Here is a 23,591-nt window from a genome sequence, read left to right on the forward strand (position 1 = left end):
ACGCACGCTCGCGCGAGCGACCCCTTGGCTCGCGCGAGCGTGTGCGTCTCGTTCTCTCGCGCGAGAGTGCGTGTCCCCGGTCGACACGCCGGGGCGATTCCCGGTTCTGCGCACGCTCGGTGACGGCACTAAACGAAAGGGGCGGTGACGGATGGTCCGTCACCGCCCTCGCCGCGTTGCGGCTAACTTCGCGCTGTCGGAATGTCCTCCGGGGTTCTCGGCCAGGCGAACAGTGCGATCCGTTGATCCCACTTGGCTATGTAGTGCTCCCCGAGGAACACCCCGCCTCGTCGTTCCCAGAACCGCCGCCCATGCGAGCCGGCGGCATGGGCATCCCCGATGATCCGTCGGCACTGCGGTTCGGCCTCGAAAATGCTGGAGACCAACGGGCCGAAGATATTCTTCCCGTGCCCCTTTTCGACCATGTCGGGGTCGGCCATGGCGCCGTGCAAGCCCACATCGTAGGGAAGGGCGTTGTAAACGGTGGCGAGGTCGTCCTGTGCGACCCGGAACAGCTCCATGTAACCGAGCGGCTCGCCATGGACGTTGTAGACGTAGGGGCGCGAGTAGCCGCCCGAGAACTGGGTATCCAGGTGGCGCTGCCACTGATCGGCCGGATACGCGTAGTCCCAGGTTGCTGCGAGGTGCGGCCGGTTCATCCACTCGGAGATCATTGCGGCGTCGCCGGGCTGGTCCGCGAAACGAATGCTGTACGGCTCGGCCAGTATCGGCAGCGGCGGCGGCGGAACAGCGAGAATCTCGTCCGGCAGATCAACCCGTTGCCGCGGCATGCGTGTACTCATGGCGCACCCGAATCCGTTGTAGCCGACGTGGTTTCGGTCGCCATTACACTTGCCTCCTGGAATTCCGTTGACGGCGGCGCCGTCGCTATTGGGTTCGCAAATGATGCTACGTCGGCCCGCGAGCGTGCGGGTCTGTACGCCGACACGCCGCACAAACTGACATTCCCCGCACGCTCGCCGCCGCCCTGCGTCCCGAGCACGACCAACCGGTCGTCGTTGTCCAGCGCGTCGATACTGCGACCGCGAGGCGCTGAGGCGCCTACCGGCGCAGCCGCTTGATGCGGTCCCACAGGACGGCCTTGGGAGTGTCGTACATCTGCAGCGCGAGCATGCAGTCATCGAGGCGGTGCGGGTGGTCCCTATCGACTACCTGCGACCCGGCGGCTGCAGGCTGATTCGGCCCTCGAAAATGATCTCGAACCTGATCGGTTGGCCGTCAACGTCGAGCAAAGTTCGGATGCCGTACTGATTAGTCACGACCGGCCGGAGCACAGCGATCGGCCGACTGGTCAGCGCGTTGAATCCTTCTGGCCGGCGGACGCTCTCCCGGATGGAGCTGTATCCGGAACTATCGGAGACAAGAAAACCGACGCCCACCGATTCGCGGTACTCGCCGTAGCGCAGCGCGATCGCGGTGCCGCCGCCGAAGTAACAATTCGACGCCGCCAGGAGTTCGGCTTCGAGCGCGTCGAGGACGCAGGCAACCCGAACATGATGTGCGCGTTCAAACAAGAAGTACCCCTGCGCTGTGGGTGTCCGCCAGTTGCTGGACGAAGACGCGTTCTTCGTCGCTCATCGCGGCTTGGTCCACATGGGCGCCAATTGCGTTCGTACAGTTGCAGCGCCTCGATGCCGGTGAGTTCGGTCTCGGGGCGTAGTTGCCAGGCGATCGCGCGTAGTTGCGCGAAGTCCCCCACCCGAACCGTCGTCTGCGCCGTTACGTGCGCAGGCCCTGCTTGCTGCACCGGTTGCCGGCCCGGGCCGTGCGACTCATCGAGTCTCAGCCGCAGGCCCAGGGCCGCGGCCACGTTCAGATAGCCGCCGATCGTCACTGCGGGCGCTCCGGCCTCGATGCGGTGCAACGTAACTCGCGATATCCCGACTGCATCGGAGGTGGTCACGGCGCTGACGCCGAGGGCGAGCCGCCGGCTGCGAAGCTCGTGACCGAGCTCGGCCAGCACATCTTCGGTGTGTTTCGCAACGGCCGGGTTCCGCGCCAGCATGTATCTCATTCCATACACGCTGGGTGGCGCTCCGCCTCGTTGGGCACCTAGACCGTCAGCACGATCTTGCCGGCCACCTCACCCGAGGCCAGCAACCGATGTGCTTCGGCGGCCTGCTCGATCGGCAACCGCGCGCCGATCACCGGCTTGATGCGGCCGTCGGCCAGCATCGGCCAGACCTTCTCGGTCACGGCTGCGACAACGGCGCCCTTGCCGTGCGGGCCCTCCACCGGCCGGCCGCGCAGCGCGGTGCCGATCACCCCGGCGCGTTTGCCGATCAGCTTGCCGATGTTGAGCTCGCCCTTGACCCCACCCTGCATCCCGATGATGATCAGCCGTCCGTCGTTGGCCAGCGCGTCGATATTGCGGTCCAGATAGGCCGCTCCCATGATGTCCAGGATCACATCAGCCCCGCCGGCCTCCCGGATTCGGACGACGAAGTCCTCGTCGTGATAGTTGATGGTGACCTCGGCGCCCAGCTCACGGCAGAGCGCCAGCTTGGCCGCCGAGCCGGCGGTGACGGCCACCCACGCCCCGAGCTGTCGGGCCACCTGAATGGCGTGGCTGCCCACCCCGCTGGCGCCGCCGTGCACCAGCAGCTGCTGGCCCTCGGATAGACCCGCGGTCTGCACCAGGTTCGACCAGACCGTGCAGGCCACCTCCGGCAGGCCGGCAGCGTCCAGCAGGTCCACGCCCGCGGGAACGGGCAGCACCTGTGGTGCCGGCACCGCGACGTACTCGGCGTAGCCGCCGCCGGAAAGCAACGCACAAACGTCTTGCCCGACAGACCAATCGGCGACGTCATCACCCAGCGCGGCAATCACACCGGACACCTCCAGTCCGATGGTGTCGCTGGCGCCCGGCGGAGGCGGATACACGCCCTTGGCCTGCAGCAGGTCGGCCCGGTTCACACCCGCCGCGGCGACCCGGATCAGCACCTCACCGGCGGCGGGGTCGACGTCGGGGACTTCCTGCCAGGACAGTTGCTCGGCGGACTCGGCGACAACGGCACGCATGACGCACACGCTACTACCGGTCGGATAACACCGAGCAACGCTGAGAAGTCCTCAGCTACATCGCCCAACATAACGGCGTGCAGCGCCGCGGTGGTCGGCGGACGGGGAGTGACTTACCGGGGTTGGAGCTCGCCGAACGTCAAGCATGGCAACACTACTTGGATGCCGTGCTGCGCTTCGACGCGGCGATGAACCAGCTGCTCAACGACGAGCACCAGCTGTCGGTGATCGGCCATCGGGTGCTCAACGGCGGCGGCGACGGCCGTATCCAGCTCACGTATCAAGACCCGGACATCCAGGGCGATCGCGGCGCACCTGCAACACCAGGGGCGACCGGCGGCGTTAGCCGTCGGGCGGCGGGCTGGTGAGCAGCGGTCACCCATATGGGTGGGGCCACGAGCCCGCTGAAACCTGGCGACATGGCGAGCCGCGAGCGTCTAACCTTATGGGCATGCGATTCAGCCGCGTAACCATCGATCCGGACGTGATGGGGGGCATGCCGTGTATCCGGGGCTTGCGTATCCCGGTGGCGACCGTGGTCGCGATGGTTGCTGATCAGATGACGCCGCCTGAGATTCTTGCCGAGCTTCCCGATCTTGAGGAAGAAGATGTTGCCGAGGCTCTGCGCTACGCGGCCGAGGCAGTGCGGGAGCGTGAGCTGCCGCTACGTCCGACTGCATGAGGCTGTTACCGGACGAGAATCTTTCGCCGGTGCTATCCAGTTTTCTCACCGAGGCCGGCCACGACGTTGTCCATGTCCGTGATCGTGGGTTGGCAAGTGCGGCCGACGAAGTGGTCCTCACGTTGGCTGCAGACGAAAATCGCGTGTTGATCAGTGCTGATACGGACTTTGGTGGTTTTCTGATCGACGTCGAGAACCGGTTTGGATGAGCCCGCAGAGTGACGTTGCGCCGGTCAGCACCGCACCGACATTTCTGGTCAGGTCTGACCAGACCAGATAACCTGTTGACATGAGTGCCGAAACCGTCAACATCTATGACGCCAAGACGCGCCTGTCCCGGCTGCTGGCCCAGGTGGAGGGCGGCGCGGAGATCGTGATCAGCAGGCACGGTCGGCCTATCGCGCGGCTGGTCCCCTACCGGCCGGATCGGCCGGTGCGCCGGCCCGGTCTCTGGAAGGACCGGGTCGCCATATCGGCTGATTTCGATCAGTTCTCGGACGCGGACGACCGTGACTGGTACGGCGCGTGAGGGGCCTGCTCGATACCCATGTCCTGCTCTGGTGGCTGGCCGACGACAAGAACCTCTCGCTTGCCCATCGTGCGGTGATCGCGGACCCCGACAATGAACTTTTCGTCTCCGCGATCGTCGTCGCGGAAGTGGCGATCAAGGCATCGCTCGGCAAGCTGCAGGCGCCTGCCGGACTTGACGAGGCGGTACGTCAGTCGGGGTTTGGTGAGTTGCCGTTCACCGCGGCACATGCCGAAGTGCTACGCGAGCTGCCTTGGCACCACCGTGACCCGTTCGACCGGATGCTGGTGGCGCAAGCGATCGCTGAGCGTCTGGATCTGCTCACCGCCGACGGGCGGCTGCACGCCTATCCCGTCACGTGCGTGTGAGCGAGCGCGCCGGGGCACCGGGGTACGATTTCCCGCGGTGGCGTGGCAGAGCGGCCTAATGCACTCGCCTTGAAAGCGAGAGACGGCTAACACCGTCCGGGGGTTCAAATCCCTCCGCCACCGCAGTTCAGGGCATGTTTCCGGATCAGAAGTAGCGGCTCGAAAGCCGCTCCAAGGCTCCAGAATGACCCAGGACCCGCAATCCGGGGAATTGACCCACAGCTGGGTCAGCGTGTCGCAGCCTGCGGCTGGTCAGCACCGCGCCAGCACCGGCGACGTCGAGGGTGACGGACGGATCGTCCATCTTCGGTGCTAGGCCCCATGGCAATCCCGGGCAATCCCGCCGCGATGAGCACCAAGGTTAGTGGGCCGAATACTACGCTCACTTCTTGCTAAGGTTCCGATCAGATTAATTCGGGCCGAATGAGGGGGAACGGCATGGGTCGTTGGTTGGGTGCGCGCAAGATGGGCCAGGCGGCCGCTGCGGCCAGCGCGGCGGGGATGTTTACTGCGTTCGGACTGCTGACGCCGGCTGCGCCGGCAGCGCACGCCGACTTCGACGACTTCCTCGACATGTTCAGCCTGGCCGCAGTGGATCCTGGTGCCGCCCTAGGTGCCGTCCCTGATGCGGCGGAGACCTTCGACCTCTTCTGGGTCGGCGCAAACGGGATGGGCGGCCTGCACGCCCATCTGGAGGATTACATCAACGACAACCTGTGGTGGCTCAACCCGATCAACGCGTGGTTCGCGGTCGACAATCACTGCGGTCTGATCTGCGACGGTGCCGACTCCACGCTGATCACCGACGAGATCGGCAACGTCATCGGCGGCACCGTCGCGCAGAACGGAGGTTGGTTCTTCGGCGACGGCGGCGACGGCGTCGCCGGCATGGACGGTGGGTCAGCCGGGATGATGGGCAACGGCGGGGCTGGCGGTGCCGGCTACCTGCAGGTGGTTGACGTTGAAGGCACGACTACGTGGGTAGCGGCCACTGCTGGTGGTGCCGGCGGCGATGGCGGCTGGCTGTTCGGTCACGGCGGCGGCGGCGGCAACGGGGCCGGCGTGGCCTACGCCGTCAGCGCTGGCGGAAGCACCGCGGTGGGTTCCGGCATCGCGGATTTCCCGTTGGAACCGTGGCCATGGCCGCAGCAGGTGGTTGTCGGCGACGGCGGTGCCGGCGGCGCAGGTGGTAGCGCAGGGCTCTTCGGTAACGGCGGCAGTGGTGGCATCGGTGGGGGCGGTGGCCTGCTGGGCGCCGGTCCCGACGTCGACTCCTACGGCGCAAGCGGCGGCCACGGCGGCGACGGCGGAACGATGGCCGGCGACAGCGGCGCCGGCGGCAACGGCGGCAGCGGCGGCAGCGGGCACAGCGGCAACGGGAACACCAGCGGCGGATCGCCCATCCCTGCACCCCCGCCGTGGCCGGCCGGTGACGGTCAAGACGGAGGCAACGGAGGCAGCGGCGGCAACGGCGGCAACGCCGGAACGGCCGACGGACTGCTGGGTGGCGCCGAAGGGCGCCCCGGCGACGGCGGCACGGGCGGCTGGGGCGGCTCGGGCGGCGGCGGCACCACACCCGGAGCCGTCGGAGGCACCGGAGGAAACGGCGGCGCCGGAGGAAACGGCGGCGTCGGCGCCCACGCGGGCGGACGAGGCGGAGACGGCGGCGGCGCGGGCGGTGGCGGCGGAGGCTCGCAGGGAGCTGACGGCGGCGCAGGCGGAACCGGCGGCCGCGGCGGCGATGCTTCGGCCGGCGGGGACGCTGGAAACGGAGGAACCGGCGGCCAGGGTGGGGGGAGCCTCGACGGAGCTGACGCCGGACTCGGTGGGACCGGCGGTGACGGCGGCGACGCCGCGGCAGGCGGGGCCGGAGGAAACGGTGGCAGCGGTGGCAACGGCGGCGGCGTCTACCGGAGCGGTTTCAACCCGTACCCCCCGGACAACAGCGGCACGGAACTCGGCACGCCCGGCGACGGCGGAGCCGGCGGCGACGGCGGCAGTTCTGGCGAACATGCAGGTGAAGCCGGAACCGAAGGCGGCCAGCACAGCGACCCCGCCGACGACGACCAAGGCAACGGCGGCCGCGGCATCGGCGGCGCCGGAGGTGCCGGCGCGCAGCCGTGAATCAGACTGAGGCGGTAGCCAGGCACCGCGGGTCGGCGCCGACTGCTGGTAACCGGTCGGCGCCGGTCCCGGCTCGGCCATCATGAGACTCGCATTGGCGCTCGCCGTCCCTTTCGTCGCCGCCTTGGCGTGCAGTTCTCCCAGCGAACCAGCGAAAGCAGATCCCAGCGTGAACGAGCAACAGGTCATCAACCGTTTGTCCAACGACATCTGGCCGGCCTTGAGTTTGTACGATCTGCAGCCCTCCCAATCGAGCCCCGGCGCCGAGCAAGTCAACGCCGTCATCGACCCCAATCTCCGATCCGGGGATGCCAGCTCTGCCTAGAAGCAACCGTCGGCCTGGTCAGCGTCGACGACGACTGGTACCTCCACAGCTTCACCGACGACCACGTTGTGCCGGGCTGCGGAGGCGTCAACAGCTGAGTGGGGAGGGGAGCGGCTCCTGGTGCTTGACGATCCAGGCGGTGGTGTGGGCATGCGCGTCACGTAGAGATCAGCCGCGTCGTTCGGCCCGCTCGGCGAAGGCGTCGAGTGCGTAGAGGATTTCCGGTGCACGCCAGATCCGGTCGCGTGTGCGCCCGGAGGATTCCACGACAATCCCGGCTTCGGCGAGTGGATCGAGATAGCGGCCGGGATGATCAGTGCGCAACCCGAGTTCGTCGCGCAGCAGAGCACTGTTGACGACCGGCCGGCGAGTCAGAAGATCGGCGACTTTCCACGCCGCCGAGTCGGATCGTGCGTTGATCCGCTCCTTCCAACCGGACCATATCTCGCGCAGCTCGGCGATCAGTTATCGTCCGTTGACGACGGAATGGATGCTCGCCTGGGCGAACTTCTCACGCGATGAGCGCCGGCGAGGAGGCCCACGCCGCGGAATACGTGGAGGCGCAGATCGGCGACCGGACCGTCTGGGGGTCGGGATCGCACCGTCGATCACCACGGCATCGCTGCGAGCGGTGGTCTCCGCGGTGAACCGGGCGGCGGGGCGGTGAGGGGCAGATGCCGTCTAACCGGCACGGGGAAGGAACGGAGACGCTACCGGCGCAGCTTCCGGCGTGGGCCGAGGCCTACTCCCAGTCGGAGCGGAGCGGGTGGCGGGCTGCTGCGATAGACCGGCGAAGTCAGCGATGCCGATGCAGCCGCGGAGCCGCGAACGTGGCTGGGCGGGTAGGGGCGGTGGGACGGTCAAAGCTGAGGTGGGTCGCACGCGAGGTCAGCGGCGCGTATGGCAGAGAACCTGTCGGCGGCTAGCTCTCATACCTGAATCAGGGAGCGGACGTGAATTTGAGCGGCCTCTCGCTTTGGAGGACCTACAGTCGCCCCACCCTCCGATCAATCCGGGGCCATAGAGATGGAGAAAAGAAATGTCCAACAATGCAGTCACCCACGACGGCGCTGAGCTCTACGACTTGGACTTCCTGACCTCGGGCGAGAATCTCGCCGGGTGCAGCGTCTGTCACCAGTCCGTGTGGCTCGATGATCCGGAGCAGTTCGGCTCTGCGTTCGCGCGGATCCACCGGCTGGTGTGCGGCTGACAGAAGCAGCCGATCGTCGAAGCCTCGCGGTGCAGGTTCGCCCTGTGCCGCGGGGCCTCGGGGAGGTGGGTCGTGTGTCGTCAGCCAGTATCGGCTTCGTCGCCGAGGAGCACGACAGGAATCACTGCCAGCTCGACACGGCGTTCGTCGTCTGCTGCGCTGAAGACATAGTCGGCACGCGGTTCTGCATCGGTCGCATTGCCTGTGAGTAGGGTCAGCCAGCTGCGGCCCGCAGATGAAACCAGTCATCTGTAGAGCTCCTTCGTGCCGCGCGTTAGTGGCGAGCAGGGCATATTTTGGACAGATGCCGCTCCGGCTGGATGAACAAGGCGCGGTGACGCCCGTCCGGGTGATCGAATCGGTCCCAACCGAGCGACGCCCAGAATTCGTCCGCGCCTTCGCTATATGCCAGCAGGCGGCGGTCCGGATTCCGTACTGAGAGGGCCTGAACCACTTGAGTGCCGATCTTGCGGCGACGCGCAGCGGTACCTCGATGAACCTGGCGTAGCGGCATGAGCGATCGCCCCACTCGGGGGAGGTGGCCGATCGTAGTTACCGCCCGTCGGCACCCACGCAGGGCGCAGCTAGTCAAACCTGCAAGGATCACGACAGGCTTGCTGCAACGTACGTAGTTAGTGAAGGGCGGGTGCTTTTGCAAGAAACTGTCGAAACATTTCTAGAGACTGTTATAGATGTGCTGACTCCCGTGAATTGGACAGCGGTCACTGCATTCGCCACCATTATCGCGGCTGGCGTGGCTGTTCGCGCGCTCATGGCGCAGATGCGTGGTTTGAAACAAAGTCTAGGTAGTTCAACATATCAGAATTTAGTCCAGCAATTTAACGAGTATCAAAATCTCCTAATGGAGCATCCCGAACTCTACTGGTATATCTACAAGAGTTCGCTGTCCGGTGAAAGGGCTGTTCCGAAAAAGGCTAGGGCTCGATGTTTGCGGAAATTCTGGTGCTACTATGCAGGTTCTAGCGGCATCGCCGATCGAGGGCTGGCGGGATCATATGCCCAAGAAGTCAATTGGCTGCTAGGAATACTTTTCAACTGGTACGAAAACGCTGCTATCCAGACGGATCGGTATGCAGTAATCCCGCAGGATGTTGCCCAGCACTGGCAAAATATGTTGTGCCATGAGTTACGTTCTCCGGTCATTCGTAATTACTGGTCGACTCACGGCGATCATTTCCATCCCCTGTTAGGTGAGTGGGTTCGACGGGCACTCGACAAGTAACCGCCGGAGACGCGCCATAGTGTGGGCTGTTGACTGGCGCTAATCCGAAATGTGCATCGGGCAGCCGCTACTGGACTCTGGGTAGGAATCTGCCTACCGGCCTATCGACGCCCATGACCTTGTGCTCTGTCACCTACCCCCACTCGCCAACCCGCCCACACCACCCGCAGCCTGACCCAGGCGCTGCTGGGCGTGGGTTCTGCCGCGGCGTCGGTGCCGGCCAAGGCGGCGAACTACCGGGCCAGGACCGCGGCGGTGTCGGCTCCGGCGACACGGTGGTGCTGTGTGTCTTGACCGTGCTCAGTTTTGGTACCTGGTGTCCGAGCGGTTACCTGGCGACTGCGATCATTCGTGCGATTTGATGAACGCGCCACCGATCAGCACTGCCGCGCCGAGGCCGGCGACCGCGTAACCGACGAACTCCCAGGTTCTAGCCTTCTCGTAGCAAGCGTCCACTAGGGCTTCATTTTGATAGATCGTGCGCGAGTGGTCTTGGCGAATCTCGTTTGGCTTCTTGGCGAACCCATTGCCGCAGTAGCTGCTAGCTCCCGCGGCCGTCGCGTGAAGTGGGAATGTGCCCGCTGCGATCCCGATTGCGACGATTGCTGCGCCCAGGATCAACACGAACCGTTTCATGGTCATGTGTATACCACAAGGGGCGCGCGTAAATAGCCTATTTCGCTGTTGGAGGTTGATAGGCCGCGTGAATGGCTGCCTTGATTGGTCTTTCACCGGAACATAAGCGCTCTCGGTGCGAATATCACGGGCACCAAGGCTGACCTGCGCCAATGTAGTGTCGCGGGCGCTTCGGCCGCTTCATCTGCTCAAAATGGATGGCGAGAAATCAACGCTTCCTCGGTGTCGCAGCGTGGGTTTGGTTATCACCGGCGGCGACGATGAAGGGACGGCGGCACTATGTAGTCGTTCAACACTGAGGGAAATCACATGAAACAGCTGGACAACAAGTTGCCGAGTGTGTTCGTCGCGGACTTTGCGGGCCTCGTTGCCCCGCGTGAGTTCCGCCAGGCGGCCGCCAATGCCTATCGCACGCTTGACCCCGGGGTGTGCACTTTCGATGAGTTCCTGGATCGGCTCACGGAGAAAGTGCAGGCACGGCGACAATCCTTGGGAATGGAGCCCATCTGATCACCACCGCCGCGGGTCGGTGCCGGCGAGGAGACCAAAGCCCCGAAGTATGTGGAGGCGCAGAACCGGACTGTGTGGGGCGTCGGGATCGGACCGTCGGTGGCAACCGCGCGCTACGCGAACTGGCTGCAGCCAGTATCGGCGCCGGCGGCGCGAAGACCGAGCATGCGCGCAACTTCGTGTTCAGCCTGCTGCGTGTGTTCGGACCCGGCACCCCGGTCTCGGAGATCAACGAGGCCGAGGCCCACTACAAGGCAGCGTTGGTGACCCGTTTCGGGTTGAACCGAAACTGACGGACAGCGGGCTGGCCGGCGGTGCTTCGCTCAGCCCACCAGGCCGGGCTCCGCTTCACCGCTGCGCCGCCGCTGCAGCAGGACCGCCGACCAGCCCGGGTCTATCCGGACGTGTCGTACCGCTTGGACGCCGTACTGGCGCAGCGCCGCGAGAAGCCACTCCCAGCGCAGATCGGTGCCCGGCTGTCCGGGTTCGCAGTAGACCAGCCACGCGGTGCGGCCGGAGCCGGCCGCGTTGTAGGCGGCACGCAGAAACGCCAGTTCCACCCGCCGGGTCGCGAACGCGATCACCGCGTCGGCGTGGCCGGGATTCGCCCGACTGTTCGGCAGCAGCCGCAGCGCGGAGTCGGCCGGTGCGTTGATCACCGCCACTCGGTGGTGGCGTTCGATCTCCAATAGCGGCTCGAGTTGCGACAACCCCGGCGCGCTGGTCGTGTCGTCGTACAGGGCGCTCGTCATCAAGTGGTGACCCTGCCTTTCTCGTACTGAAGAAGTTTTCCGGCTGTTTGAGAATCGTTTACTCAGCCGACATTCAGCATGGGAGGCGGCGAGCGTGCTGTCCAATACGCAAACCCACGCCGAGCTATTGGTTCGACCAATACCTGCCGGTCGACTCCTGCCGCGCGGCCACCACGGTGTCGAGCGTCTCGGTGAACGCCCGAGCCGCCGCGGACCGGTAGACACCGGCCCGCTGCAGCAGTTGCACGGTGCGCGCCGGCAGCGGTGGCTGCAGCGGCACTGGGTGCAGATCAGTGCGTTCGCGGGCGATCGCATCGGGCAACACGGTAGCCACGACATTGCGGCGCACCAGCTCCAGCAACGCGCTGATCGAGTTCGATTCGATCGCGATGTGCTGCTGCACTTGGCATTCGGCGAAATACCCGTCGATGTGCTTGCGGGTGGCGAAGTCCGAACTGAGCAGGCCGAGCGGCTCGTCGGCCAGCGCCGAGATCGGTACCGCCGCGGTCGCAGTCCCCAACGGATGATCCGTGCCAACCACCAGGCACAGCGTCTCGGTGAACAGCGTGCGGGCCTCGATCCCGGCAGCGTGCTGGCCGTCGAAGCCGATTCCGAGGTCGAGCCGATCCGCCAGCAGATCGGCCTCGATCTGATCCTGGTTGGTCTCCAGAACCGTCACCCTGATGCCGGGGTGGGCCACCCGGAAATTGTGGACGAGCACGCCGACCAGATACGCGGTGAAGGTCGGCGTGACCGCGATCCGCAGGTGGCCGCGGGACAGATCCCGGACGTCGTGCACGGCCCGTTCGCCGGCCTGCAGGTCCCGCATGGCCAGCCGGGCATGGTGCACGTAGGCCGCTCCGGCGTCGGTGAGCCGGACGGTGCGCCCCGATCGGTCGAACAACTCCACGCCCAAAGAGTGCTCGAGTTGTTTGATCTGCTGGGACAGCGTCGGCTGGGAGACGTGCAGTGCCTCGGCGGCCCGGGTGAAATTCTGATGGTCGGCCACCGCCAGCAGGTATTTGAGGTGCCGCAGCTCCATCGATCAACTATAGGAAGCACGGCAAATGCCACGCCGTAACTAGGATTGCGAGCCAGGACCGAAAGGATGGCGACATGCCCAGGCTGAGCACCTTTGAGCGGAACGGACTGGTGTTCGACGTTACCGATGCCGGTCCGCAGGATGGGGTTCCGGTCGTGTTGCTGCACGGCTTCCCGCAGACCTCGACGTCGTGGGTGCCGGTGGCCGAATTGCTGAACAGTCAAGGGTTTCGCACGTTGGCGCCGGATCAGCGCGGCTATTCACCCGGTGCCCTGCCATCGCGGCGCCGCGACTACCGGCTCTCGGAGTTGGTCGCCGACGCCGTCGCCTTGATCGACGCCGCCGGCGCGGGTCCGGTGCACCTGGTCGGGCACGACTGGGGGGCTGCAGTCGCCTGGGGTGTGGCGGCTGCGCGCCCCGATCTGGTGCGGACGCTGACCGCGGTCTCGGTGCCGCATCCGCTGGCGTTCGTGATGGCGATGGCGACCAGCTCCCAGGCGCTCAAGTCCTGGTACATGCTGGCCTTCCAGCTCCCTGTGATCCCAGAACTGTTGGTGCGCAACAACACCGGCGTGGCCTATCGCGGCCTGTTGAGCTCGGGTCAGACTCCGGCGAACGCCACCAGGGATCTGGATCAGCTTCATCGGCTCGGCGGCGCCAAGGCCGCGCTGAACTGGTACCGTGGCATGCCGTTTATCCGCCCGGCCGTGCTGCGGCGAAGGATCCCGGTTCCCACCCTGCAGGTGTGGAGTGACGGCGATACCGCCGTCGGCAGGAGGGGCCATGAACTGTCCCGACGATTCGTCACGGGCCCGTGGGAATTGCGGACGCTCGAAGGGGTCAGCCACTGGATTCCAGACGAGGCGCCGACCGAGCTGACCGAACTGCTCACCGAGCATTTCGCCAAGCATGCAACGGACGCGCCCCGCTCGAGTTGACATAACACGACTTGTCGCTCGTAGGCGGGCAACGCACCACATGGTGGAGCGCGGAGGCGGGTGTGACGCCCCGGGCTGCTGTTACGTCTGGGGGATCTCCGCAGCGATCCGGTCCATCAGTGCCCCGTAGCGCTTGGCCTCCGGATCGCGGCCGGGCTTGCCGCTGGAGATCAGCCCGGCGGCCAGGCCGCGGGCCGGGTCCGCCCAGATCGCCACGTTGACCAGACCCAGATGCCCGAACGCCGACGGCGCCCCCCGGCCGAACGGGCCGAACCGCTCCGAGCCGAGCATGTAGCCGGTTCCCCAGCGCAACGGCACCAGCCCGGTCGCCACATCGGGCCGCAGCCGGCGGCACTGAGCCGTCGCCGCGGCCATGGTCGCCGGCGAGACCACCCGCACCCCGTCGAGTTCCCCGCCCCGGCGCCAGATCTCGGCGAACCGGGACAGTTCGAAGGCCGTCGAGATGGTGTTGGACGACGGGATGACGCTGGTCAGATACAGCGGGGTGTTGGTGAACGGGATGATCTCGTGCATGGTGCCGCCGATGGCCCGGCGAAACACCGCGGCCACCGGTCCGGGAAGCGGGCGACCGGTGGCGTGACTCGGCGCCACCAACGGAACATCCTCTTGCGTCACACCGAAATTCGTCCACCGGAATCCCAGCGGGTCGAGGATCTCCTCGGCCAGGATGTCGCGGATGTGCCGCCCGGTGGCCGCCGAGACGATCTCGCGCATCAGCGGACCCCAGGTCAGCGCGTGATACATGTGCGCCCATCCCGGCGGGTAGATGGCCCGCAGCCCAGCCAGTTGCTCGCGGGTGTACTCGCTGTCGTCGACGCGATGCACATCCGGCCGCGGGCCGGTCGCAAACGGCACCCCGGCGCTGTGCGTCAGTACTTGGCGGATCGTGGTGCGGCCCTTGCCATGCCGGCCGTAGCCGGGCAGATAGTCGGCAACCCGATCGTCGAGCGAAAAGCCGCCCCGCTCCACGAGCATGTGCACCACGGTCGACGTGATCGCCTTGGCCGCCGAATACGCGCAGAACGGGGTGTCGATCCCCACCGGCACCTTGTCGGCGTCCGCGGCGTCGGTGGGGGCGTTGCCCCATGCGTGTCCGATCGCCCGATTGAGCACCACCCGGCCGTTGTGACGCAGGCACAGCTGGATCGCCGGGTGCATACCGGCCGCGTACCAGTGCCGCGCCGCCTGCCAGATCCGTTCCACCGCCGCGCGGTCGATACCGGAGTGGTCCTCGTCGCCGATCACCGTGACCGCCTCGAGGTCGGCCGGCATCCGGATCCGGCCGTCGGGGGTGGTCATCGCCGGAATCCGGGGCGTCCCTGGAGTGCCGGAGGTGCCGGAAGTCTCAGAAGTCACCGCCGCTGCTCCTTGCCCCGGCCGAAGTACAGCTCCTGCGTCGCAACGCAGACCAGCTGTCCCGCCCGGTTGTACATGGTCGAGGTTGCCAGCCCGCGTCCGGCGACGCCGCTGGGGGAGAACTGGTCGGACAGCACCCAATCGGACAGCTCCACGGGCCGCTGAAACCACAGTGCGTGATCGATCAGCGCGTTGAACGCGCTGGCTACCGTGGCCCGCCGCATCGTCACCGCCGTCTCGACCATCTTGGTGCCCGACAAGTAGGTCAGCAGTGCGCTGTGCAGTGCTGGGTCGGCCGAAACCGGCTCGGAAGGCTTCCACCACAACCGGATTCGCGGTGACGGCTCGGGAAGTTCCAGGGCCAGCCGCGGCGGTGGGTCGATGTAGCGCTGGTCGAAAGGGTGCGGCTGGACCCAGTAGCCGCCCAGCTCGCCGGCGTAGTCGGACAGCTGTTGCTGCGACGGCGCCAGCGACTCCGGATCGGGAACGTCCGGCATCGACTGCTGATACGAGGGCGCGTCGACGTCGGCGCTGAACGAGGACAGCACCTCCAGCAGGATCTGGCCGTCCTGGCGGGCGGTCACCTGGCGGGTCGACAGCGTGCCTCCGTCGCGGGCCACCTCCACGTGCAGGTCGACCGGGCGGCGGGCGTCCCCTGCCCGCACGTAGTAGGCGTGCATGCTGTGCGGCACACGTCCCGGGGCGGTGCGGGCCGCCGCCATCAGCGCCTGGCCGGCGATGTGCCCGCCGACGATGTGATGCTGGGGATTGTCGAGTTGGGTGGCCAGGAAGTGCTCGTCGTCGATGCGCTCGACGTCGAGCGTGGCGACGATCTCGGCCAGCGCGGGCTGGCGGTGGGTCAGCTCGGAGGTCATGCGTGCGCCCCGTATTCCAGCAGGAACACCCCGGCCCCGATCAGCACCACCCCGCCGGCCATCACCGCGGTGAACGGGTCATCGAACAGAAACCGAGCCAGGACCGCCGTGGCCGCCACCCCGACACCCGACCAGACTCCGTAGGCCACGCCGACCGGGATGCCCCGCTTCAACACCATGGCCAGCAGCGCAAACGACAGCAGGTAGCCGACCGCCACCGGAACGGCCCACCCGAGCCGGCTGAACCCCTCCGAAGCCCGCAACGACAGCGTCCCGGCGACCTCGAATCCGATCGCTCCGAACAGCAGCAGCCAGGCCATCACTCGCCGGTGAACTCGGGCTTGCGTTTGCCCATAATGGCGCCGATGCCCTCCATCAGGTCCTTGGACGCCAAGAACGCCGAGTTCCACGCCGCCACGTAACGCAGGCTGGCGGCCACCCGGTCGGTGCGCTGCTCGTCGAGCACGTCTTTGACACCGGCCACCGTCAGCGGCGGGTTGGCGGCGATCTCGGCCGCGGTGGCATGCGCGGCGGCCAGGCACGCCTCGGCATCCGCATAGACGTCGTTGACCAGGCCGATCTTCTCCGCCCGGGCCGCGTCGATGTCCTTGCCGGTCAGCGCCAGCTCCCGCAGGTGCCCGTCGGACAGGATCAGCGGCAGCCGGGCCAGGCTCCCGACGTCGGCGACGATCGCCAGCTTGACCTCGCGCACGCTGAACTTGGCGTCGGCCGACGCGTAGCGGACGTCGACCGCCGAGATCAGGTCGACTCCACCGCCGATGCACCAGCCCTGCACCGCGGCGATCGTCGGAGTGCGGCAGTCGGCGACCGCGGTGATCGCGCCCTGCATGCGCTGCAGTTCACGGTGGAAATCCGCCCGCGGCCGGGCCAGCGCCCCCTCGGCCAGCATCGGGGTCATGGTGCCGCCCATCGCGGCCAGATCCAGCCCGTAGCTGAAGTTCTTGCCCGACCCGGTCAACACGATCGCCCGCACGTCGCGGTCCTCGTCCAGCCGGCTGAACACCACCGGCAGCTCCGACCAGAACGCCGGACCCATCGCGTTGCCCTTGCCCGGCCCGATCAGCGTGACCTGGGCGACATGGTCCTTGATCTCGAAGGTGACGGATTCATACGACTCGGTCATACCCAGACCGTAACCTGGCCGCATGCCTTCCGATCTGCGACCCGGTCCCGACGCGCCGCCTACCGATGAGCTGGCCGGCGCTGAAGGCGCCCTTGCGGTGCTGGTGCAGGTGCTGCACCACATCAGCAGCGACGAATTGTCCAACCAGACGCCGTGTTCGGAATTCGACGTCGCGCAGTTGACCGAGCACCTGCTGGGCTCCATTTCGATGCTCGGGGCCGCGGCGGGCGCGGAGTTTCCGGACCGCGACGCCACCGAGTCGCCCGAACGGCAGGTCATCGCCGCGGCCCGGCCCGCCCTGGACGCCTGGCATGGCCGTGGCCTGGACGGCACCGTCGCGATCGGCCCCAACCAGCTGCCGGCGACGATGGTGGCAGGCATTCTGGCGGTCGAATTCCTGGTGCACGCGTGGGACTACGCGACGGCGATCGGCCGCACGGTGCAGGTGGCCGAGCCGCTGGCCGAGTACGTGCTGGGCCTGGCGCAGGCGATCATCACGCCGGAGGGCCGGGTCAGGGCTGGATTCGACCAGCCCGTCGAGGTCGCCGGCACCGCACCGGCCCTGCAGCGGCTGATCGCGTTCACCGGGCGGTCATAACCCCGCAACCTGCACGCCCACCCGACTTCGCCCAGGCCGCCTAGGGTGGCTGACACATGGACATTCCCGGTTGGGTATGGGGGCTGACGATCGTCGGCCTCGCCGGATTGCTCACGTTCGACTACGTGTTCCACGTCCGCCGGGCCCATATCCCGACGCTCAGAGAAGCCGCCGGCTGGTCCGCCGGCTACGTCGGCGTGGCGGTGCTGTTCGGGTTCGGCATGCTGATCTTCGGCGGAGTGGACGCGGGTTCGGAGTACTTCGCCGGCTACGTGACCGAGAAGGCGCTGTCGGTCGACAACCTGTTCGTCTTCTTGATCATCATGACGAGCTTCCGGGTGCCCCGCGAGTACCAGCAGAAGGTGCTGCTGTTCGGGATCGCCTTCGCGCTGGCCGCCCGGACCGGCTTCATCTTTCTCGGCGCCGCGCTGATCGACACCTTCGCCTGGGTCTTCTACTTCTTCGGCTTCGCGCTGTTGCTGACGGCCCGCAATATGTTCAGGACGGCCCGCGGCGGCGAGCCCCACCGTGCCCATGACGGTGTCATCCGGCTGGCGAAGAAAATGATTCACACCAGCGAGCACTACGACGGCGACAAGCTGGTCACGACGGTGGGCGGCCGGCGGGCGATGACCCCGATGCTGTTGGTGATGATCGCCATCGCCGGTACCGACGTGCTCTTCGCCGTGGACTCGATCCCGGCGATCTTCGGACTCACGCAGAACACCTACATCGTGTTCACCGCGACGGCGTTTTCCCTGCTGGGCCTGCGGCAGCTTTATTTCCTCATCGACGGCCTGCTCGATCGGCTCGTCTACCTGTCCTACGGACTCTCGGCGATCCTCGGGTTCATCGGCGTGAAGCTGATACTGCACGCCCTGCACCAAGATGGCGTCGGCGTCGCCGAGATCGGTACCGGAATGTCGCTGCTGGTGATTGTCGGCGTGCTCGCGCTCACCGTCGTGGCGTCTTTGCTCAGCCGCCGCAGCGAACCCCAGACCGCGGCGAAAGACGATCGCGAACTGGCGCTACACCGCTGACGGCCTGCTCGGCGCAGGCGGTGCTTACGGGCGGTCGCCTTCGGTGCTGTCGAAGAACCGCCACTGGCCGTCGAGGTCGACCTCCATCCGCCACCCCAGTTCGGTGTTGTCGGCCTTGACGTCGACGAACCAGGCGTGCGCGTCGTCGGCGCTGGCGATGTCCTTGGTGCCCACGACCTCGCCGTGCGGGTTCAGTACTCGGTAGGTAGACATGCCTCGGAGGGTTCCCGCCCGCCGGGGCGACCAATCGTGGCCTTAGACCCGCTCGAGGTAGAAGTAGAAGTAGCGGCCGTCATCGAGCACGCCCTTGCCGTTCATGATGCCGAACACGGTGTCGTCGTCGACGCGCTTGAAGTGGTCGTGGGTGGGCTGGCCGTCATAGACCATGGTGGCCACCACCTCGCCGCGGAACTCCTCGGCCCACAGGCTTGCCTCGCCCTTGCCGAGCTTGGTGTTGGAGAACTTGTTGCCGTCCTCATCCAGGCAGACCAGCGGCTGCACGTCGGTGATCGAGTTGAACGTCTTGCCGAACCAGCGGGCCTTCTCCAGCAACCCGTTCATCTTGTGGCCGGTGACGAACTCGCCGCCGCGCCACTCGCCGATCAGCTGATCGAGGGTGGCCGGGGGCAGTGCCGCCCAGAACTCATCCAGCTCGGCATCCGCGATGGTGTCGGTGCGCTCCTTGAACGCGGTGAACGTCTTCCGGGCCAGGTCGTCATTCATCGTCTAACTCCTCATCCGGCCTTTTTCACGGCCCGCTTGAGACCGAACAGCAAAACGTTGGCCAACACCGAGGCCACCCCGGGCAGCCGGTTATCGGCGCTGACGGTGTAGCTGATCTGGGTGCCCGAACCCGCCGGCGCCAGCACCACGTCGCCGACGTAGTTGCGGAACGGGATGCCCGACACACCCCGGTAGCTCAGCCGGTGGTCGGGATCGAACACGGTGATCTCCTCCACCAGGGGCGCCATCCCGGGCACCGCCTGGATGCGCCGCTGGGCGCCGACTCCGTTGGGCTCGGGGGCCCCGGGCCGGACCACGGTGATCTTCAGACCGGGAGCCCAGGAGGACATGCCCTCGTAGTCGGAGAGCACCTCCCACACCCGGGATGCGGGCGCGGCGACGGTGGCGGTTGCGGTGGCGTGCATAGAACTCCTCGTCAGATCCAGTCCTGAGCGAACCGTAACAGCGCGTCGTTCTCCTCCGGCGCGCCGATGGTCACCCGGACCCCGTCCTGCCCGTAGGGGCGTACCACGATGCGGGCGTCCGCGGCGGCGGCCACGAAGTCCGCGGTGCGCGCCGCCAGCGGCAGCCACACGAAGTTGGCCTGCGAATCCGGCAGCTCGAACCCGGCGTCACGCAGCGCCGCGGCGACTCGGGCCCGCTCGGCGACCACCGCGTCGGTACGGGCCAGCAGTTCGTCACCGGCGTCCATCGACGCGATCCCGGCGACCTGCGCCACGCTGGACACGGTGAACGGCACATAGACCTTGCCCAGTGCGGTGATGATCTCCGGATCGCCGACCGCGTAGCCCAGCCGCAGGCCCGCCAGCCCGTAGGCTTTGGAAAAGGTTCGCAGCACAACCACATTCGGGTAGCGGCGCGCCAACCCCAGACTGTCGGGGGTCATGGGCTCGCGGATGTACTCCACGTACGCCTCGTCGATGGCGACCAGGACGTGCGGCGGCACCGCGGCCACGAACCGCTCCAGCGCGTCGGGGTCGACCACGGTGGAGGTGGGGTTGTTCGGGTTGCAGATGAAGATCAGCCGGGTGCGCTCGGTGACGGCGGCCAGCATCGCGTCCAGGTCGTAGGCGTGATCACGCAGCGGCACCTGCACCGGCACGGCACCGGCGGTGCGCACCTGCAGCGGGTAGATCTCGAAGCTGCGCCAGCCGAACATCACCTCGTCACCGGCGCCGCAGCTGATCTGGATGAGTTGCTGGCACAGGCTCACCGACCCGCAGCCGGCCGCCACCTGCTCGGGGGCGAACCCGACATGGCTGGCCAGCCGGGCCCGCAGCGTCGCGTAGCCGTTGTCCGGGTAGCGGTTGATGCCGGCCAGCGCGGCCTCGACGGCCTTGACCACGCTGGGCAGCGGCTCCAGCACCGTCTCGTTGCTGGCCAGCTTGATCGATCCCGGTACCGTCTTGCCCTCGACGTATGCCGGCAGTGCGGCGATCTCGGGGCGCAGGCGGACGGTCACGGACCACAGCATATGTGGGCGGTATGAACCGCGGTTTCGAAGCTCGGGCATCGATCCGGTACCCTCGACAAGTTCGAGGAGGCGTGCCAGAGCGGCCGAATGGGACTCACTGCTAATGAGTTGTCCCCTTAACGGGGGACCGGAGGTTCAAATCCTCTCGCCTCCGCCACGGCCGGGCTTGCTCGACCGACAATTGAAGACAGGCGCCCGTAGCTCAACGGATAGAGCATCTGACTACGGATCAGAAGGTTGGGGGTTCGAATCCCTTCGGGCGCACTCATTTTCTACCGTTGGCACTGCGGCTACGGCGAGAAAGTGCGGGTAGCCGCCGCCCTGAGCGCAGACTCAACCAAGCGAGCACCACCCGATCACCCTGCTGCGGAGGCGCCCGGCGAGAACCAGGCGGTCTTGGCCTGCCAGGATCGCGCCAGCCCGTAGGCGAAGATCATCACCGACAGGCAGATGCAGCCCCAGATCGCCGGCCCGGCATAGCCGCCGGCCCAGATCGAGACGATCGCGACCAGGCATGCCAGCACCGTGAACGACATCGATGCCAGGTACAGGTTGACCGTGGTCCTCGCGCGGGGATCGTGCCGTAGCGCCAGCATCAGCCGGCCGACGTAGCCGCTCAAGTAGAGCACGATCCAGCACGCGGCCACCTCGTAGGCGGTCAGCCACCAGCCGTTGCCGGTCAGGTTGGCGAACATGTCGGGCTCGTGGCCCCGCTCGAGCTTGACGAAGGTGACCAGCAGCACCGCGACACCCAGCCCCAGCGGCAGCTGCAGGTGTTTGCGCATGAGCGGTCGCACCTGGTCGGGATCGGCGAGTCGCACCATCATGTGGTAAATGTTCGCGATCACCGCCACGATCAGGACAAGGCTGCCGAGCAGGTGCTGGACGTTCCACAACCCCAGCCAGTGGTACAGCCGCGGCCCTAGTTCGGTGCCGGCCCACGGCGACAGCAACACCAGTGCGCACCCCTCCGTCGCGATGGCGAAGGTGGCGGCGGCCTCCCACCGAGACCACCAGGTGTCGCGTCGAACCCACAGGCTGTACAGGATCACCGCCAGTGTGGCGGCGATGAACACCGACGTCATTGCGCGCCGATCGCTGTGCCGCCCCCCGAGGTGAACCATGCGCTTTTGGCCTGCCACGACCGCGCCGACCCGAACGCGAAGGTTCCCACCGACAAGCAGATGCAGGCCCAGATCGCCGGACCGGCATCGGCACGGCCGCCCCATGCCGCACCGACCACGATCAGACAGGCCGCGGTGGCGAAGGTCATCGACACCAGGTAGAGGTCGATGGTGGACTTGGCCCGCGGATCCTTCCGCAGCAACAGCATCAGCCGGCTGACGTAGCCACTGAGGTAGATCACCAGGGCGCAGCCCACCAGTTTGTAGACGGTCAGCCAGGGATCACGGCTTGCGGCGGCGAACATGTCCGGGTGGTACTCCTGGTCGGCCAGTAGGTATGAAGGCGCCATCAACCCGATGCCGAGCAGTACCGGCGGCATCAGGTGGCGGCGCATGATCGAGCGCACCTGATCGGGATCGGCGAGTCGTACCAGCATGTGATACACGTTCGCACTGACGGCCACGATCAAGCAGAAGTGGCCGAGCATCTGCTGGACGTTCCACGCCCCCAGAACGCGGTACAGCAGCGGTCCGAACACGGGGGCGCCCCACGGCGACATCAACAGCAGTGCAGCACCTTCCAGCACCAGCGCGAGCGAGGCGGCAACCTCCCACCGCGACCACCAGGTATCGCGGCGTATCCAAGAGCTGTAAGCGATGAGCGCCAACGTGGCGGCGATGAATCCCGACGTCATCACACGCTCTCACGAAAGCGCTGGCGGCGGGTTGGGCTCCTTGACCGGTCGAGTGCGGGCGGCGAACCACGCCGCCTTCGCCTGCCACGAGCGGGCAGAGCCGTAGGCGAAGATGACCACGGAGATGCATGCGCACGGCCAGACCAGTTGGCTGGCATCGGCGTTGGTCCAGGTGGTGCTCAACTGTGCCACCAGGCCGGCCAGCGCAAACGCCGCCGAGGTGGTGTAGAGCTCCACGGTCTCCCGGGCCCGGGGATCGGATCGCACCAGCAGCAGCAGCCGTGTCGCGTAGCCGGAGAGGTAGATCAGCATTCCGCAGAACAGCAGCCAGTAGATCTCGGCCCAGGCGCCGGTGTCGTTGCCGGTCGACAGACCGTCCGGGCGGTAATCGGCGTCGGCGGTGATGAAAACCGCCACCAACGCCACCAGACCGAGCCGCACGGGCCATTGCACGTGTCGGCGGAACAGCGGCCGGACCCGGCCGAAATCCGCCAGCCGGGGCAGGACGTGATAGATGTTGGCCGCGATCGCCACGATGAAGCAGATGTGACCGACCAACTGCTGGACGTTCCATATCCGGGTGACGCTGTGCATCGTAGGCCCCAGCACTGCGGACGCCCACGGTGACATCAGCACCAATGCGCAGACCTCCAGCGCGATCGCCAGCGTGATGCCGATCTCCCAGCGCGACCACCAGGTTTCGCGGCGCACCCACAGGCTGTAGAGCGCCACCAGCACGGTGGCACCGATGAAGGCCGACGTCATGCGTCGACGGTACTTCCCGTGAGTCCGCTTAGACCGGCGGTTTGTCCAGATCCGCTTTGAGATCACCGAGGCGCAGCGGCCGCGACGACGATTCCAGATATTCGGTGACGGCATCATGCTCGATCAATCCGAACCGGACCTGCAGGTCAACGGGGTTCAACCCGAAGTACCTGGCAACCCGGATCAGATTGTCGGCACTGATAAGCCGGCCCTCATGCGCCGCCTTGTAATAGGCCGACTTGCGATAACCGAATGCCTCGTAGACCTCGGTCGCTCCAAGCGGCCTGCCGACAAGGTAGGGCAGCACCACGGTTGGGTCTTTGTGACGATCGTCCACAGCAATAAACCTTAGCT

At 66.6% G+C, this 23,591-nt stretch carries 32 protein-coding genes, 3 tRNA genes and 3 pseudogenes; 18 read left to right on the forward strand and 20 right to left on the reverse strand.

Translation table 11 applies throughout. From position 1 onward, the window contains the following. Positions 1-182 precede the first annotated feature (182 nt). From G6N19_RS10500 to G6N19_RS10510, 4 genes and pseudogenes are all read right to left on the reverse strand, one after another. Positions 183-803 (reverse strand): GNAT family N-acetyltransferase, encoded by a 621-nt coding sequence (locus G6N19_RS10500; protein ID WP_041319097.1) that lies wholly within the window; start codon positions 801-803, stop codon positions 183-185. A 366-nt stretch (positions 804-1,169) separates the two neighbouring features. Beyond that, positions 1,170-1,535 carry a nucleotidyl transferase AbiEii/AbiGii toxin family protein gene (locus G6N19_RS21285; RefSeq protein WP_232062366.1) on the reverse strand — a complete coding sequence of 122 codons (366 nt, stop codon included), beginning with the start codon at positions 1,533-1,535 and terminating at the stop codon, positions 1,170-1,172. Positions 1,536-1,870: 335 nt separating this feature from the next. Then, positions 1,871-2,035, reverse strand: a pseudogene (locus G6N19_RS21785) (helix-turn-helix domain-containing protein); the annotation flags it as partial. Between the two features lie 38 nt (positions 2,036-2,073). Then, positions 2,074-3,042 carry an NAD(P)H-quinone oxidoreductase gene (locus tag G6N19_RS10510; protein WP_193464885.1) on the reverse strand — a complete coding sequence of 323 codons (969 nt, stop codon included), beginning with the start codon at positions 3,040-3,042 and terminating at the stop codon, positions 2,074-2,076. Between the two features lie 122 nt (positions 3,043-3,164). Between G6N19_RS10510 and G6N19_RS10515 the strand changes: the two genes are divergently transcribed. Beyond that, positions 3,165-3,410, forward strand: a complete 246-nt coding sequence (locus tag G6N19_RS10515) for a hypothetical protein (RefSeq protein WP_193464886.1) — start codon at positions 3,165-3,167, stop codon at positions 3,408-3,410. 70 nt (positions 3,411-3,480) lie between these two features. On the opposite strand, the pseudogene G6N19_RS21290 reads toward G6N19_RS10515, so the two are convergent. Next, positions 3,481-3,588, reverse strand: a pseudogene (locus G6N19_RS21290) (hypothetical protein); the annotation flags it as partial. On the opposite strand from G6N19_RS21290, the gene G6N19_RS10520 reads away from it, so the two are divergent. The 10 genes and pseudogenes from G6N19_RS10520 (at position 3,539) to G6N19_RS10560 (ending at position 9,523) form a co-directional block, all read left to right on the forward strand. Beyond that, the gene (locus tag G6N19_RS10520) at positions 3,539-3,724 is read left to right on the forward strand and encodes a DUF433 domain-containing protein (protein WP_232062683.1); all 186 of its coding nucleotides are present in this window, start codon (positions 3,539-3,541) and stop codon (positions 3,722-3,724) included. The pseudogene G6N19_RS21290 and the gene G6N19_RS10520 overlap by 50 nt on opposite strands. Continuing rightward, positions 3,721-3,933: a DUF5615 family PIN-like protein gene (locus G6N19_RS10525; protein ID WP_193464887.1), complete on the forward strand. Its 213-nt coding sequence runs from the start codon at positions 3,721-3,723 to the stop codon at positions 3,931-3,933. The genes G6N19_RS10520 and G6N19_RS10525 overlap by 4 nt, the downstream gene beginning before the upstream one ends. Before the next feature lie 80 nt (positions 3,934-4,013). Further along, a complete protein-coding gene (locus G6N19_RS10530) occupies positions 4,014-4,253 on the forward strand; it encodes a type II toxin-antitoxin system Phd/YefM family antitoxin (protein ID WP_085085406.1) in 240 nt (79 codons plus the stop codon). Further along, on the forward strand, positions 4,250-4,621 hold the full coding sequence (locus tag G6N19_RS10535; protein ID WP_193464888.1) for a type II toxin-antitoxin system VapC family toxin: 372 nt from the start codon (positions 4,250-4,252) through the stop codon (positions 4,619-4,621). The genes G6N19_RS10530 and G6N19_RS10535 overlap by 4 nt, the downstream gene beginning before the upstream one ends. A 36-nt stretch (positions 4,622-4,657) precedes the next feature. Then, a tRNA-Ser gene (locus G6N19_RS10540) sits at positions 4,658-4,744 on the forward strand. 315 nt (positions 4,745-5,059) lie between these two features. Continuing rightward, positions 5,060-6,745, forward strand: a complete 1,686-nt coding sequence (locus G6N19_RS21590; RefSeq protein WP_193464889.1) for a hypothetical protein — start codon at positions 5,060-5,062, stop codon at positions 6,743-6,745. A 169-nt stretch (positions 6,746-6,914) separates the two neighbouring features. Continuing rightward, positions 6,915-7,070 (forward strand): hypothetical protein, encoded by a 156-nt coding sequence (locus tag G6N19_RS10550; RefSeq protein ID WP_193464890.1) that lies wholly within the window; start codon positions 6,915-6,917, stop codon positions 7,068-7,070. 512 nt (positions 7,071-7,582) lie between these two features. Then, positions 7,583-7,737, forward strand: a pseudogene (locus tag G6N19_RS21685) (alpha-isopropylmalate synthase regulatory domain-containing protein); the annotation flags it as partial. A 372-nt stretch (positions 7,738-8,109) separates the two neighbouring features. Continuing rightward, on the forward strand, positions 8,110-8,280 hold the full coding sequence (locus tag G6N19_RS10555; RefSeq protein ID WP_193464891.1) for a hypothetical protein: 171 nt from the start codon (positions 8,110-8,112) through the stop codon (positions 8,278-8,280). Between the two features lie 538 nt (positions 8,281-8,818). After that, positions 8,819-9,523, forward strand: coding sequence for a hypothetical protein (locus G6N19_RS10560; RefSeq protein WP_193464892.1), 705 nt, complete (start codon positions 8,819-8,821; stop codon positions 9,521-9,523). A 345-nt stretch (positions 9,524-9,868) separates the two neighbouring features. On the opposite strand, the gene G6N19_RS10565 is transcribed toward G6N19_RS10560, so the two are convergent. Next, entirely contained in the window at positions 9,869-10,159 is a 291-nt protein-coding gene (locus tag G6N19_RS10565; protein WP_193464894.1) for a hypothetical protein, read from the reverse strand. A gap of 309 nt (positions 10,160-10,468) precedes the next feature. Here G6N19_RS10565 and G6N19_RS10570 point away from each other — a divergent pair, with 309 nt between their 5' ends. Both G6N19_RS10570 and G6N19_RS10575 read left to right on the forward strand, forming a co-directional pair. Continuing rightward, the gene (locus G6N19_RS10570) at positions 10,469-10,669 is read left to right on the forward strand and encodes a hypothetical protein (RefSeq protein ID WP_193464895.1); all 201 of its coding nucleotides are present in this window, start codon (positions 10,469-10,471) and stop codon (positions 10,667-10,669) included. A gap of 74 nt (positions 10,670-10,743) precedes the next feature. Continuing rightward, positions 10,744-10,962 carry a GIY-YIG nuclease family protein gene (locus G6N19_RS10575; RefSeq protein ID WP_232062367.1) on the forward strand — a complete coding sequence of 73 codons (219 nt, stop codon included), beginning with the start codon at positions 10,744-10,746 and terminating at the stop codon, positions 10,960-10,962. A gap of 30 nt (positions 10,963-10,992) precedes the next feature. Here G6N19_RS10575 and G6N19_RS10580 read toward each other — a convergent pair whose 3' ends face one another. Together G6N19_RS10580 and cynR are read right to left on the reverse strand one after the other, a co-directional pair. Continuing rightward, the gene (locus G6N19_RS10580) at positions 10,993-11,421 is read right to left on the reverse strand and encodes a hypothetical protein (RefSeq protein WP_013830983.1); all 429 of its coding nucleotides are present in this window, start codon (positions 11,419-11,421) and stop codon (positions 10,993-10,995) included. A 124-nt stretch (positions 11,422-11,545) separates the two neighbouring features. After that, the gene (gene cynR / locus G6N19_RS10585; protein WP_083038927.1) at positions 11,546-12,463 is read right to left on the reverse strand and encodes a transcriptional regulator CynR; all 918 of its coding nucleotides are present in this window, start codon (positions 12,461-12,463) and stop codon (positions 11,546-11,548) included. Positions 12,464-12,537: 74 nt separating this feature from the next. On the opposite strand from cynR, the gene G6N19_RS10590 reads away from it, so the two are divergent. Further along, positions 12,538-13,401 (forward strand): alpha/beta fold hydrolase, encoded by an 864-nt coding sequence (locus G6N19_RS10590; protein WP_083038925.1) that lies wholly within the window; start codon positions 12,538-12,540, stop codon positions 13,399-13,401. An 81-nt stretch (positions 13,402-13,482) separates the two neighbouring features. Here G6N19_RS10590 and lipE read toward each other — a convergent pair whose 3' ends face one another. From lipE to G6N19_RS10610, 4 genes are read right to left on the reverse strand one after another with little or no spacing between them, the layout of a single operon-like run. Beyond that, on the reverse strand, positions 13,483-14,721 hold the full coding sequence (gene lipE / locus G6N19_RS10595; RefSeq protein WP_013830980.1) for a lipase LipE: 1,239 nt from the start codon (positions 14,719-14,721) through the stop codon (positions 13,483-13,485). Positions 14,722-14,774: 53 nt separating this feature from the next. After that, positions 14,775-15,653 carry an acyl-CoA thioesterase gene (locus G6N19_RS10600; RefSeq protein ID WP_013830979.1) on the reverse strand — a complete coding sequence of 293 codons (879 nt, stop codon included), beginning with the start codon at positions 15,651-15,653 and terminating at the stop codon, positions 14,775-14,777. Then, a complete protein-coding gene (locus tag G6N19_RS10605) occupies positions 15,650-15,973 on the reverse strand; it encodes a DMT family transporter (RefSeq protein WP_013830978.1) in 324 nt (107 codons plus the stop codon). The genes G6N19_RS10600 and G6N19_RS10605 overlap by 4 nt, the downstream gene beginning before the upstream one ends. After that, complete coding sequence (locus G6N19_RS10610) at positions 15,973-16,797, reverse strand: crotonase/enoyl-CoA hydratase family protein (RefSeq protein WP_013830977.1); 825 nt, start codon at positions 16,795-16,797, stop codon at positions 15,973-15,975. Before G6N19_RS10610 ends, G6N19_RS10605 begins: the two co-directional genes overlap by 1 nt. A gap of 22 nt (positions 16,798-16,819) precedes the next feature. On the opposite strand from G6N19_RS10610, the gene G6N19_RS10615 reads away from it, so the two are divergent. Further along, positions 16,820-17,395, forward strand: coding sequence for a TIGR03086 family metal-binding protein (locus tag G6N19_RS10615; protein WP_041319090.1), 576 nt, complete (start codon positions 16,820-16,822; stop codon positions 17,393-17,395). A 56-nt stretch (positions 17,396-17,451) separates the two neighbouring features. After that, positions 17,452-18,435 carry a TerC family protein gene (locus G6N19_RS10620; protein WP_193464898.1) on the forward strand — a complete coding sequence of 328 codons (984 nt, stop codon included), beginning with the start codon at positions 17,452-17,454 and terminating at the stop codon, positions 18,433-18,435. 24 nt (positions 18,436-18,459) lie between these two features. On the opposite strand, the gene G6N19_RS10625 is transcribed toward G6N19_RS10620, so the two are convergent. Genes G6N19_RS10625 through hisC form a run of 4 tightly spaced genes read right to left on the reverse strand, consistent with a single transcriptional unit; the run spans position 18,460 to position 20,641 of the window. Then, entirely contained in the window at positions 18,460-18,648 is a 189-nt protein-coding gene (locus tag G6N19_RS10625; RefSeq protein WP_083038914.1) for a hypothetical protein, read from the reverse strand. A gap of 42 nt (positions 18,649-18,690) precedes the next feature. Then, positions 18,691-19,158 (reverse strand): DUF4334 domain-containing protein, encoded by a 468-nt coding sequence (locus G6N19_RS10630; RefSeq protein ID WP_013830973.1) that lies wholly within the window; start codon positions 19,156-19,158, stop codon positions 18,691-18,693. 11 nt (positions 19,159-19,169) lie between these two features. Next, positions 19,170-19,583, reverse strand: coding sequence for an SRPBCC family protein (locus G6N19_RS10635; protein WP_083038912.1), 414 nt, complete (start codon positions 19,581-19,583; stop codon positions 19,170-19,172). Positions 19,584-19,594: 11 nt separating this feature from the next. Further along, positions 19,595-20,641 (reverse strand): histidinol-phosphate transaminase, encoded by a 1,047-nt coding sequence (hisC, locus tag G6N19_RS10640; RefSeq protein ID WP_083038951.1) that lies wholly within the window; start codon positions 20,639-20,641, stop codon positions 19,595-19,597. A 77-nt stretch (positions 20,642-20,718) separates the two neighbouring features. On the opposite strand from hisC, the gene G6N19_RS10645 reads away from it, so the two are divergent. Then, positions 20,719-20,810: transfer RNA gene (locus G6N19_RS10645), tRNA-Ser, on the forward strand. Between the two features lie 34 nt (positions 20,811-20,844). Beyond that, positions 20,845-20,917 (forward strand) — tRNA-Arg (locus G6N19_RS10650). A 92-nt stretch (positions 20,918-21,009) separates the two neighbouring features. Here the strand turns inward: G6N19_RS10650 and G6N19_RS10655 are convergent. Genes G6N19_RS10655 through G6N19_RS10670 form a run of 4 tightly spaced genes read right to left on the reverse strand, consistent with a single transcriptional unit; the run spans position 21,010 to position 23,574 of the window. Further along, entirely contained in the window at positions 21,010-21,738 is a 729-nt protein-coding gene (locus tag G6N19_RS10655; RefSeq protein ID WP_193464900.1) for a hypothetical protein, read from the reverse strand. Next, positions 21,735-22,475, reverse strand: a complete 741-nt coding sequence (locus tag G6N19_RS10660) for a hypothetical protein (protein ID WP_013830969.1) — start codon at positions 22,473-22,475, stop codon at positions 21,735-21,737. The genes G6N19_RS10655 and G6N19_RS10660 overlap by 4 nt, the downstream gene beginning before the upstream one ends. Positions 22,476-22,481: 6 nt before the next feature. Beyond that, positions 22,482-23,237 carry a hypothetical protein gene (locus tag G6N19_RS10665; protein WP_193464901.1) on the reverse strand — a complete coding sequence of 252 codons (756 nt, stop codon included), beginning with the start codon at positions 23,235-23,237 and terminating at the stop codon, positions 22,482-22,484. Positions 23,238-23,265: 28 nt separating this feature from the next. After that, a complete protein-coding gene (locus G6N19_RS10670) occupies positions 23,266-23,574 on the reverse strand; it encodes a hypothetical protein (protein ID WP_013830967.1) in 309 nt (102 codons plus the stop codon). Between the last annotated feature and the right edge of the window lie 17 nt (positions 23,575-23,591).

The organism is Mycobacterium novum, assembly GCF_010726505.1.
GTDB classification, from domain to species: Bacteria; Actinomycetota; Actinomycetes; order Mycobacteriales; family Mycobacteriaceae; genus Mycobacterium; species Mycobacterium algericum.